General features: G+C 60.7%; 11 protein-coding genes. 7 read left to right on the top strand and 4 right to left on the bottom strand.

Features of this window, described 5'->3' with window-relative positions:
• Positions 1–327: 327 nt before the first annotated feature.
• Both GSQ82_RS15090 and GSQ82_RS15085 read right to left on the bottom strand, forming a co-directional pair.
• Positions 328–705, bottom strand: coding sequence for a hypothetical protein (locus tag GSQ82_RS15090; RefSeq protein WP_158793045.1), 378 nt, complete (start codon positions 703–705; stop codon positions 328–330).
• A 2-nt stretch (positions 706–707) separates the two neighbouring features.
• Entirely contained in the window at positions 708–1,226 is a 519-nt protein-coding gene (locus GSQ82_RS15085) for a MerR family transcriptional regulator (protein WP_158793044.1), read from the bottom strand.
• Positions 1,227–1,529: 303 nt separating this feature from the next.
• On the opposite strand from GSQ82_RS15085, the gene GSQ82_RS15080 reads away from it, so the two are divergent.
• From GSQ82_RS15080 to GSQ82_RS15050, 7 genes are all read left to right on the top strand, one after another.
• Positions 1,530–2,144 carry a hypothetical protein gene (locus GSQ82_RS15080; protein WP_158793043.1) on the top strand — a complete coding sequence of 205 codons (615 nt, stop codon included), beginning with the start codon at positions 1,530–1,532 and terminating at the stop codon, positions 2,142–2,144.
• 49 nt (positions 2,145–2,193) lie between these two features.
• Entirely contained in the window at positions 2,194–2,880 is a 687-nt protein-coding gene (locus tag GSQ82_RS15075) for a zinc ribbon domain-containing protein (protein ID WP_158793042.1), read from the top strand.
• A 129-nt stretch (positions 2,881–3,009) separates the two neighbouring features.
• Complete coding sequence (locus GSQ82_RS15070) at positions 3,010–4,191, top strand: acyltransferase (RefSeq protein WP_158793041.1); 1,182 nt, start codon at positions 3,010–3,012, stop codon at positions 4,189–4,191.
• A 178-nt stretch (positions 4,192–4,369) separates the two neighbouring features.
• On the top strand, positions 4,370–6,853 hold the full coding sequence (locus tag GSQ82_RS15065; RefSeq protein ID WP_158793040.1) for an ABC transporter permease: 2,484 nt from the start codon (positions 4,370–4,372) through the stop codon (positions 6,851–6,853).
• A 74-nt stretch (positions 6,854–6,927) separates the two neighbouring features.
• Positions 6,928–7,503 (top strand): bifunctional pyr operon transcriptional regulator/uracil phosphoribosyltransferase PyrR, encoded by a 576-nt coding sequence (gene pyrR, locus GSQ82_RS15060; RefSeq protein WP_305794675.1) that lies wholly within the window; start codon positions 6,928–6,930, stop codon positions 7,501–7,503.
• A gap of 9 nt (positions 7,504–7,512) precedes the next feature.
• On the top strand, positions 7,513–8,532 hold the full coding sequence (locus tag GSQ82_RS15055; RefSeq protein ID WP_158793039.1) for an aspartate carbamoyltransferase catalytic subunit: 1,020 nt from the start codon (positions 7,513–7,515) through the stop codon (positions 8,530–8,532).
• Positions 8,529–9,833, top strand: a complete 1,305-nt coding sequence (locus tag GSQ82_RS15050) for a dihydroorotase (RefSeq protein WP_158793038.1) — start codon at positions 8,529–8,531, stop codon at positions 9,831–9,833. Before GSQ82_RS15055 ends, GSQ82_RS15050 begins: the two co-directional genes overlap by 4 nt.
• Positions 9,834–9,851: 18 nt before the next feature.
• Here GSQ82_RS15050 and GSQ82_RS15045 read toward each other — a convergent pair whose 3' ends face one another.
• Positions 9,852–10,307 carry a VOC family protein gene (locus GSQ82_RS15045; protein ID WP_254061667.1) on the bottom strand — a complete coding sequence of 152 codons (456 nt, stop codon included), beginning with the start codon at positions 10,305–10,307 and terminating at the stop codon, positions 9,852–9,854.
• Between the two features lie 163 nt (positions 10,308–10,470).
• Positions 10,471–11,364, bottom strand: a complete 894-nt coding sequence (locus GSQ82_RS15040; protein WP_254061666.1) for a hypothetical protein — start codon at positions 11,362–11,364, stop codon at positions 10,471–10,473.
• Positions 11,365–11,380 lie beyond the last annotated feature (16 nt).

The raw sequence follows: 11,380 nt of genomic DNA, 5'->3' as shown, positions 1-11,380 counted from the left end.
GGTGTGGTTGTGCGAGGGGCTGAGGAAGGCGAAGGGGCTGCGGCGGGGTGGGGCAGGTGCGGGGGGGTGCTCGAGATGGGGGGGGGGTTCGAGGGGGGCGAGGATCGGGTTGGGGTCTTCGTTTGTAGTCACTGGGGTGGCTGCGTTGATTTTATCGGTAAGATATGGCGCGATGAATGGCGGGGATGGTTCGCCGGACGGGCAGATAAAGTTTGAAGAATTTTGACTGGTAGTTTGCGCGAGGGACGGTGGCTTGATGCGCGGCGGCGTGCACGAGGGACGATCGGTGCTTCGATACCGGTGCTTTGGAAGGAGTGCGGGCCGGAGCTACGGGTTGTGGGTGGTTTCCTGCTGCGCGGGGGTTGGTGTGGCGCTTTCGCTGGTGGGTTCGACCCAGGCTGCGGCGGTGTTGCGGACGATGCGCTTGGGTTTGATCTTGGAGGAGAGAGAGATGCCGGCGACGGCGAAGCTTACCATCTGGCGCTGGCTGCAGCGGAGGCAGCGGACGGGGTAGCGCATGAGGAACATCTGGTAGAGATCGTCGGCGCGGAGGGTGGAGCGGCGGAAGGTCTGGCCGGAGCAGAACTGGCATTGGAGCGGGACGCCCTGGAGGGCGTTGGTGCCGAGGTAGGGGGTCTGGCTGTGCGAGGAGTGGGGACGGTGACGCCTGCGCGAGTTGGTGTCGAAGTCGTCTTTGAATTTCATCGTCAGCTCTTATTGTCTTCTGTCGATAGTGGAAGGTCAAAGAGTCTTTCGGTGGTGCGGCGGGGCGGGGTTGGCGTTCGCGGGGCGCGGATGGGGTGGACGGCGGCGCGGGCGGAGGGTTTGGAGAGCATGGCGAGGAGGTCGCGCAGATCTTTCTGGAGTTTGCGGAGCGGGCGGGTGTCGACGAGCGGCGGGGCGGCGTCTTCGATGGAGAGTGCGAGCTGCGGCTCTTTGTGCTTGAGTTCGGCTTTGAGGAGCTGGCGGGCGCCGGGGATGGTGTAGCCCTCGTCGTATAGGAGGGTTTTGACGCGGAGGGCCATCTCGACGTCGCGGCGGCGGTAGAGGCGCTGGCCGGTACCTCCTTTGTGTGGCTTGAGCTGGGGAAACTCGCTCTCCCAGAAACGGAGAACGTAGGCAGGGACTTCGCAGAGCTTGGATACTTCGCCGATGCGGAAGTAGAGCTTGTCCGGGATGTCGGACCCGGAGGCGTGAGTTTTGCGGATTGGCTGGTGCTGCGCCATGCCAAAGACTCCCTGACCGCTTGCCGGCCGATCGCCTGACGAGCGGCTTCTGGTAAGTATAGGCCACTGAGACGCGGTGATTTCTTATTTTTTGCACGGAGTTGCGTGGTTTGGATGGGGAGGATTTGTGCGAATGAGAAGGGTTACGGGATGGACGCTTTGATGGTCGTGGTTTTTGCGGGCATTTGTCGCCGGGATGTGATGGAATGCGTGATGACGCATGGGCTTCGATGAGTGGGACAGCGGCGAATGGAACTAGGACGTTGAGCGCGACGTATTGTTTTCTGAAGATTTGGAGGCGAGATGAGAGGCATGCAGACGGTGGCATTGGCGGTGATTCTGGCGACGGGATTGGTGAGCGGCTGTCGGGTGGAACATGACTCGCATGCGGATGGCGATAACGTGAAGGTCGCTACGCCGTTCGGAGGCATGTCGGTGAAGACGAACGAGACGGCCGTGATGGACGGGCTGGGTCTGCCGGTGTATCCGGGTGCGGAGCTGTTGAAGAAGAAGGACAAGGACGATGGCGCGGCGGATGTGAACTTCAGCTTTGGCGGATTTCAACTGCGGGTGAAGGCGGCTAGTTACAGGACGCCGGATAGTCCGGACAAGGTGCAGGCGTTCTATAAGAAGGCGCTGGGGCGGTATGGAGACGTGATTCAGTGCGAGAACAATAAGGCGGTGGGAGCGGCGCGCACGTCGGAGGGGCTGACGTGCGATAACGAGAAGGAGAACCACATCTCGGTGAACGACGATATGTCGGGGAAGATGGAGCTGAAGGCGGGTTCGAAGCAGCACCAGCATATTGCGGCGATCGATCCTGACGGCAGCGGGACGAAGATTGGACTGGTGGCGCTGGATCTTCCGGGACATATCTCGATTGACGACAGCAATAGCAATGGGCGGCAGACGCAGTGAGAGTGGGCGAGCTTGCCGCACCTCTCGGCGTGGGATAGCTTCATAAGATATGCATGAGTTTTGTCATCGTTGCGGATTGGAGCTGCCGGCCAAGGATGGGCTGTCTCCGTTTTGTCCGCACTGCGGGTCGCCTCAGATCTTTTTGCAGGACTATGAGGAGCAGACGAGCGCGGGCGACGCCGATACGACGGGCGCGTTGCCGCCGCCGAGGATGCAGCAGGTGGAGTGGAGAACGGCCATACGGTGCGCGGCGCTGGTGGCGGGGATTGCGGCTGTGCTGACGCTGGTGGCGTCGCGGGTGCAGGTGGTGTCGCTGCTGAGCTGGGTGTGGACGATCAGCGGGTCGATTATTACGCTGGCGCTATACCAGAAGAGGCGCCCGCTGGCGTGGATGGATGCGGGCGTGGGGGCGAAGATCGGGGTGGTGGTGGGGCTTGCGTTGATGGCGTGCCTGGCGATGGCGGCGGCGATTGGCGGGCTGGTGGCGCGGTATGGGTTGCACAGTATGGCGGGGTTCGACGCGGAGCTGAGCCAGATGCTGCATGCACAGGTGGAGAAGGCGGCGGCAACGACTCCAGAGACACCAGATCTGCTGCGGTTTTTGTACTCACCGGAGGTGCGGGCGGGGATGATGCTGGCGGGGTTTGCGATGATGTCGGGACTGCTGCTGGTGCTGTCGACAGTGGGTGGGGCGGTGAGTGGGTTTCTGCGGATGCGGCGGAAGGTCTCGGCTTAGCTGGCGGAGGTCAACCCTGCCTCTTTGGTTGCAGAAGATACTTGAAGGGGTCGCTACACCAAATCGTCAAAGATCGTACGCCAAGCTCTGCTGCATTTCGTCCCATATAGTTACGTCATCAAGATGGCCTTGAGATCCCCTGGCGTTCCGAAGTCGGCGTATTACGTTGCGCTGGATGGTCTGCGAGCCATCGCTGTCATGATGGTGTTCGTTCAGCACTACGGTAACCGATATTTTCTGTCTCGCTGGGGATGGACCGGCGTCGATATCTTCTTTGTGCTGTCTGGATTTCTTATTACCGGCATCCTCTACGATAGCCAGCACAAGAGCCACCGGTATCGAGATTTTTACGTTCGGCGTAGCCTACGAATTTTCCCGCCATACTACTTCATCTGGGCGGTCGTTCTGCTCCTCGCACCGTTGGCTCATTGGCAATGGAGCTGGCGGTGGGCACTCTGGCCGGTCTATCTCGGCAATTATGCTCGGTTTCTCTTCCTCCACGTGCCCGGTGATCCGTACCGCTTCGAACAGCTAACGTTCGGAGCGCCGGTTAGCTCCTGGTTTGGCTATCCGTTTCATCTCTACATAGGCCACTTCTGGTCCCTTTGTGTCGAGGAACAGTTCTATCTCGTCTGGCCGGTCGTTGTGTACCAGGTGCGTAGGCGAGAGACGTTGATAAAAGTCTGCCTCGCAGTAATCATCCTCAGCCCCGTCATTCGAGGCATTTTGAGTGTGGCTCTTTCACCTCAATTCCTTCGCATGGAATTGTTCTACCGAAGCCTTCCTACACGCCTCGATGCGCTGCTTATCGGCGGTCTTATCGCTCTCTGTCTACGAGGTCCCGAAGAGACCGTGGTGCGTCGACTACGCCGTCCTCTGCTTCTGGTATCTACGGTCCTCTTTGTCGCTCTCTACTTCATCTCCACCAAAGTGCTTTCCTTGCCGCTGGAGGGGGCAGCTTCAAACTGGATTGGAGTGTTTGGCTTTACCGTCATTGATGTTTTCGCTGCTGCACTGATTCTGGAGTGCATCCACCCCGGCAGCGCCCTTGGGGCTGCGCTTAGCTGGAAGCCATTGCGCGCCCTGGGCATGATCAGCTACGGCTTTTATATCTACCACGATCAACTGCATGACTTTTACTCGGCGCTTGCTCAACGAATCTCTCCCCGGCACGCCTACTCCATGACCCTGCTCATTGCATTCACAGCGACTCTCCTGATTGCGACGATAAGCTATCGCCTACTGGAGAGACCGTTGCTGAAGTTGAAAGATAGGTTTGCCGGTCAGGTACACACGGCACCGGAGGCTTGAGGTTTAGTTGGCGGAGGCGCAGTGTCCGGATTTGGACGGCTTCTTGCGCGGGTGGACAGTTGAGGAAGTAAGGGTTGAGCGCATCTCGCTGGGATGGATGGACTTATAGAATCTTTGGGATGGGCGCAGACGTGCTTCTTTACTTGAGAAGTGAAGCTCGTCGCTCGGGAGACTCTCCATGACTGTTCTGCTCCAGGATCTGCAGTATGCCTTTCGCCAACTGAGGAACTCACCGGTCTTTGCGTTGACTGCGATTTTGACGTTGGCTCTGGGCATCGGCATCAACGCGGCTATGTTCTCGGTGGTGGATCAAGTGCTGTTGCGCAGCATGCCGTTTCCACGGGCGCAGGAGGTGGTGCAGATGGCGGTGCGCACGGAGAGCGGTAACTTTGCCTCGACCTCGCTGCCGAACGTGCGGGACTGGCAGGCACGGAGTCATTCGTTCCAGCAGATTGGATACTTCAGCGAGCAGGTGCCTACGCTGGGTGGGACGTCGGAGCCGAAGGTGGTTGCGCAGCTTCTCTCCAGCGCGAATCTGTTCGATCTGCTGGAGGCGAGGCCGATGATGGGGCGCACGTTTCTGCCGGGGGACAGCCAGGCGGGACGGACGGATGTGGTGATTCTTGGAGCTTCGGTGTGGAAGGAGATGTATCACGCGGACGCGGGGATCGTCGGGCGTTCGCTGCCGATTAATGGGATTCCATATACGGTGATTGGGGTGATGCCGGATGGGTTTGCGTTTCCTGCGAATGCGGGTGGGAACGCGATCTGGACTCCGCTTCCGGTGGATGACAAGGCGCTGCAGGATCGCGGTTCGGCGTCGCTGAGCGTCTTTGGCAGATTGCGTCCGGGGGTGTCGATTGAGGCTGCCACGCATGAGATGAACTCGATTCACGATCAACTGAAGCACGAGTATCCGAAGGACGAAGATGCGAATCGGGTAAGCGTGGAGCTTTATTCGGAGGTGGTGACGGGGACTGCGCGCCCCGCGATTATTGCGCTGGACGTGGCGGTGTTTGCGGTGTGGCTGATTGCATGCGCGAACGTTGCCGGTCTGCTGCTGGCGCGTGGAAATAATCGCCGCAAGGAGGTGGCGCTGCGTACGGCGCTGGGTGCGCAACGTGGACGGCTGGTGCGGCAGTTTCTGACGGAGAGTCTGCTGTTGAGCTTTGCGGGTGGGGCGTTGGGTCTGGAGCTGGCGAGCCTGGCGCTGCGGCTGCTGAAACACTATCTGGCGGATGCGATTATCTTCGGCGATCAGATTCATATCGATGCGAAGGTGTGCGCGTATCTGTTTGGGGCGTCGTGCGTGTCTGCGATTCTGTTTGGGTTGTTGCCCGCGCTGCATGTCTCCAAGGCGCCGGTGCAGGAGGGTTTGCGGCAGGGAGCGGCTGCGGCGGGAACGAGCAGGCAGCAGGGCAGATGGCGGGACGCGCTGGTGATAGGCGAGATTGCGCTGACGCTGGCGCTGCTGGTGGCCGCGGGGCTGATGGTGCGTACGCTGATCTCGCTGCGGCGTACGCGTGTGGGTTTTGTTGCGAGCCAGGTGGTGACAGGGCAGGTCTTCCTTCCCAATCATTCGCCTGTGCTTGGCGGGGAGACGGCTGAGCATAAGAGCGGGCCGTCGCTGGTGCAGACGTTCTATACGCCGCTGCTGGATCGTCTCCAGAGTCTTCCCGGCACTGCGTCGGCAGGGTTGACGACGGTTCGTCCGCTGGAGGGAAACTGGGACTTCAACATGAACGTGGAGCTGGCCGACCACCCGAAGCCGGAGCGTGCGGCGAAGCCCTATGCGCAGGTGCGGGCGACGAGCGGAGACTACTTCCGGACGATGGGTATTCAGCTTTTGCAGGGGCGATTTTTTGCTTCTACGGATTCGGCGGCGGTCCCACCTACTGCGATCGTCAATCGTGCGTTTGCGAAGCGGTTTTTCACGAACGAGAGTCCGCTGGGGCAGAGGGTGAGATATAACGATGCCGGGGAGCGGCAGTGGGCGACGATTGTGGGTGTGGTGGATGACAGTCCGCAGAAGACGCTGGGGCAGCCTCCGCTGCCTGAGGTTCATTACAACCTTGCGCAGCTTTTGCCGGAGGATGACTTGTATCCGGTGCTGGGGACGTTCTATATGAATGTGGCGGTACGTTCGCCGTTGGCGGCGGATACGGTGGGCGGGGAGATGCGGCGCGTGGTGCATGAGCTGCAACCGGAGGCGGTGATGGACGGAGTTCAGCCGATGCAGACGGTCGTGGATGACTCGCTGGGCAACCAGGTGCTGGCGGTGCGTCTGCTTGGCCTGTTCGCAGTGACTGGGCTGGCGATTGCGGTTGCGGGGATCTATGGGCTGCTGGCGTACTCGGTGAGCCAGAGGACGCGGGAGCTGGGGGTGCGTCTGGCGCTGGGAGCGCAGCGGGAGTCCGTACTGTGGATGGTGTTGCGACATGCCCTGGTGCTGCTTGGAGTGGGCGTTGCGATTGGGTCTGTGATCGCGGTGGCTTCGGGCAAGGTGTTGACGACGATTCTTGTATATAAGCTGAATGGATATGACGCTTTGATTGCGTTGTCGGTGGTGATGCTGGTTGGGGTGTGCGGACTGGCGGCGAGCTATCTGCCGGCGCGGCGTGCCTCGCGCATCGACCCGGTGGTGGCGCTGCGGACGGAGTAGGTCTGTGAGCGGTTTAGGGTTTTCGCGGCCTTTTTCTTCTGGGGTGCCGGACTGATATCATCAGCGCAATTGCTATGAGTGAAGATACGGAAGTACAGAAGCCGAAGATTCGTGAGAAGGGCCGGTTGATGTCGGCCTCAGAGATTGAGCGCACGCTGGTACGGCTGGCTCATGAGATCGTCGAAAAGCATGGCGGAAGCGCCAATGTGGGTCTGGTCGGGATCAAGCGCAGGGGCGTGCCGCTGGCGAAGCGGCTGGCTGTGCTGATTGAGAAGATCGAAAAGCATCCGGTGGATACGGGTGTGCTGGATATCAGCTTTTATCGCGACGACCTGACGACCGATGGAATACGTCCGAAGGTAACGCCGGGGGCGATCGGGTTCGATGTGACGGGCAGGGACATCATCCTGATGGACGATGTGCTGTATACGGGCCGAACGATACGGGCGGCGCTGGATGCGCTGTTCGACCATGGAAGGCCGAAGAGCGTGCGGCTGCTGGTGCTGATCGATCGCGGGCATCGCGAGCTGCCGATTGAGGCGACATATGTGGGCCGGATGATTCCTACCTCGAAGCGCGAGATTATCGAGGTCAAGCTGAACGAGGTGGACGGGCAGGAGCAGGTGCTGCTGGTCGAGTTGGTGGACTGACGGCTGCAGATGACGATCTCGACTGAGCAAGGTGCGATGAAGAAGTCTGAGTATGCCGGGGGATCGTTGCTGACGGTGGCGGACCTGACGGTGGATGAGGTTGCGGCGATTCTGGCGGCGGCTGGGAGCCTGGAGACGATGCATCCGGTGGAGCGGGCGCGGATGCTGGCGGGTCGGCGGGTGGCGTTGCTGTTTTATGAGTCGAGTACGCGGACCAGGACGTCGTTTGAGCTGGCGGCGAAGTCGCTGGGTGCGACGACGACGCTGGTGAGCGATAAATCTTCGTCGATTGAGAAGGGCGAGAGCCTGAAGGACACGGGGCTGACGCTGCGTGCGCTGGGCGCGGAGTGCATCATTCTGCGTCATCCGAACTCGGGTGCGCCGTATCTGCTGGCGAAGTCGACGGGGCTGCCGGTGCTGAATGCGGGAGATGGGATGCATGAGCATCCTTCGCAGGCGCTGCTGGATGCGCGGACGATGCTGACGCGGTTGCCGGGTATCCCTGCGGGGCGCGTGCATGCGAAGACGCTGGAGGGCGTCACCGTGGTGATTACGGGAGACATTTTGCATAGCCGGGTGGCGCGGTCGAACGCGATGCTGCTGCCGAGGCTGGGCGCGAGGGTGTTGCTGTGCGGGCCGGTGCCGCTGCTGCCGGAGCACGCGCTTGGGCTGGGGTCGGGTGTGGAGATCGAGAGAGATTTTGATAAGGCGCTGAAGCGGGCTGGATCTTCCGGCAAGGGTGTGGTGATGATGCTGCGGATTCAGCGAGAGCGGGTGGTGGGATTGGAGCTGGATCTTGCGGATTATATTGCGCGGTATCAGTTGAACGAGGAGCGGCTGGCGGCGTGCGCGCCGAATGCTCTGGTGATGCATCCGGGGCCGATGATTCGCGGGCTGGAGATTGCGGGCGAGGTAGCGGATGGACCGAACTCGGCGATTGAAGACCAGGTGCGGCATGGGTTATTCATAAGGATGGCGCTGCTGGTGAGAGCGCTGGGTGCGGGTGAATTCGAGAGTGTAACGGTATGAGTGACGTATTGATCTTGAATGGCCGGCTGGTCGATCCGGTAAGCGGCATAGATGACGAGCGGGATCTGCTGCTAAGGCATGGGCGTGTGACGGCGATAGAGATGCCGGGTGGGCTGAGGTTTGCGAAGGCGAAGGACACCATCGACGCTGCGGGCATGGTCGTCGCACCGGGGCTGGTGGATGTGCATGTGCATCTGCGCGAGCCGGGACAGACGTACAAGGAGTCGATTGCGACGGGTACGGCTGCGGCTGCGGCGGGTGGTTTTACGAGCGTGGTGGCGATGCCGAATACTGTTCCGGTGAACGACTCGGTGGCGTCGCTGAAGTGGATGCAGGATGCGGCGCGCGGTGCCGTCGTGAAGCTGTTCGCTATGCCAGCGGCTACGTTTGGCAGCATGGGCGAAGAGATCACGGACTATCACGAGCTACGTGACGCGGGCGCGGTTGGGTTTACCGATGATGGAAAGCCGGTGCTGGAGACTCGCGTGATGCGGGCGGCGCTGGTGGCCGCGGCGGGGATTGGGGTGCCGATCTCACAGCATGCAGAGGACACGCGTTTGACGGGCGGATGCAGCATGAACGCGGGGCCGGTGGCGTTTCGGCTGGGACTGCGCGGGATGTCGGTGGAGGCAGAGGCGAAGATTGTGGAGCGGGATATTGGACTGCTGCGGGATATCGAGCGGCACGATGGCTTGCGGCCGCATCTGCATGTGCAGCATGTGTCGACGGCGCGGGCGATGGATGCGATTCGAAAGGCGAAGCGCGAAGGGCTGCATGTGACGTGCGAGGTGGCGCCACATCACTTCACGCTGACGGATGAGGCGATTGGAGAGTACGACACGAATGCGAAGATGAATCCGCCGCTGAGGGCGGAGGCGGATCGCGTGGCGATGATCGCGGGATTGATGGACGGCACGGTGGATTGTATTGCGACCGATCATGCTCCACATGCGTTGTTTGAGAAAGAGCAGGAGTTTGAACGGGCTCCGAATGGGATTACCGGGCTGGAGACTGCGCTGGGACTGGCGCTGCGAGTGTTGCACAAGGGCGAGGGGATGCCGATCTCGCGGGTGATTGAGTTGATGAGCGCTCAGCCTGCGGAGATTGTTTCGCTGGATGGGCGGGGCAGGCTCAGTGCAGGGAGCTTCGCGGATCTGGTGGTGTTCGATCCGGCGGCGGAGTGGAGCTTTGAGGTGAAGAAGACGCGCTCGAAGTCGAAGAATACGCCCTTCGACGGTGCGCCTATGCTGGGTCGGGTGGTGGCTACGATCAGCGAAGGACGCATCGTCTTCAAGGGTTAGTGCTCAAACTTATTGCGGTTATTCGCGCTGCATGACGGCTAGTTCGTTGCCTGCGGGGTCGGTGAAGTGGAAGCGCCTACCACCGGGGAAGCTGAAGGTGGGGAGGGTTATTTTGCCGCCTGCCTTCAGGATGCTCTGTTCGGTCTCCTCTAGATCTTCGGACTCGATGACTGGAAGAGGATGCTGCGTGCGTTCGGCTGGGTCTGCGTTGAAGCCGCCGTCGGTGCCGCTGTCGGAGAAGGCGGCGTAGGTCGGGCCGTAGTCCTGGAAGGTCCAGCCGAAGAGTTTGGCATAGAAGTTCCTGCTGACCGCCAGCTCGTTCGCCGGCAGTTCGAGGTAGACGATCTTCAATTTAGGCATGGTTGTCCTCACGAAAGCATGTGTCGCTGACTCCTCCGTCCGCACCGCCGCGAACTGGTTTGCGGTGCAGGTAGAGACCGGCGGCTCCGGCCTCGCGAGGGACGGGTTCAGCATAAAACGGGATTCGTGATGGGGCAATAAAATCTTCTCGTACGAACGGTCCTGCCGGACGGGCCGCTTACTCAGCGGGAGGTCACTTCGTGACTCGTATACCTTGTCGTGGCAGGTTATCCTCTGAGGGCCTCGCGTTGCTCGGCAATGATGATCCCGACCAGCATTAGTGGGTGTGGAAGACCTTCTTGTTGATGTCGGGCCACCACTCTTTGAGCATGAAGTTGGCGCCGTCGATGAGATCGCTGGTGAGCCACTTCTGGCCAACCTTGGTCCAGGTGCGGTATTTGGTGGGGTAGTAGAGGGTGGAGATGCCGGAGGAGGCACCGGAGCCGATGACCTCAGCGAAGTTGAAGGTGGAGCTGCCGTCGTCCTTGCGGGAGATGAGGACGCGCGTCCAGGCGTAGGTACTGCGTTTGACGAAGCCGCCGTGGCCGAGGGTGTAGAAGCGGTTGTCCTGATGGAAGACCATGGGGCCAAGGCCGCCGACCATAAAGTTTTCGTCGATGGTGTCGGCGAGTGTGTGCCAGTAGTAGCGGCCAAACCCTTTGAGGCCTTGATGGAACTCGGGGTAGGAGTCGCCGTTCATGGAGAAGCCTGCCTGGATGCCGGCGATGATGAAGGACGAGTAGTCGAAGGTGTCCTTGCCGGCGATGATGAACTTATCCTTCGGGCTCATGGGCGGGAGCTTGGTATCGGCGGAGACAGAGCGGAAGTTGGGCATGATGCCGAGGATGCGCTTGGTCTGCTGGGTGCCGTTCGGACTGACAGCATCGGGATTGTTTGTCTGGACGGGTTGAGCCGGACTCGTCGTCTGGGTGGGTTGCTGGAAGCGAAGCTCGCCGGGGGCATCGGGCAGATCGAAGTTGGGAGTGGGGACAGTAAGGCTCGCTGCTTCGATGGAGGAAGAAGAGGTGGCGCTGTCGACGGTAGACAGTGGCTGCTGTGCACGGAGAGATGCGGGTGCCCCAACGATCGTGGTGAAGAGAGCAGAGCCAAGCAGCAGGCTGATCAGCCTGAGCTGGCGATGGTGACAAAGGGGCACACGGCTGAGACGCATATCTTCTAAGGATAGC

Origin of the sequence: Granulicella sp. L60, assembly GCF_009765825.1 — a bacterium.
Classification (GTDB): Bacteria; Acidobacteriota; Terriglobia; order Terriglobales; family Acidobacteriaceae; genus Edaphobacter.
The sequence above is the reverse complement of the archived record's forward strand: the minus strand, read 5'-3'. Positions and strand labels throughout refer to the sequence as shown.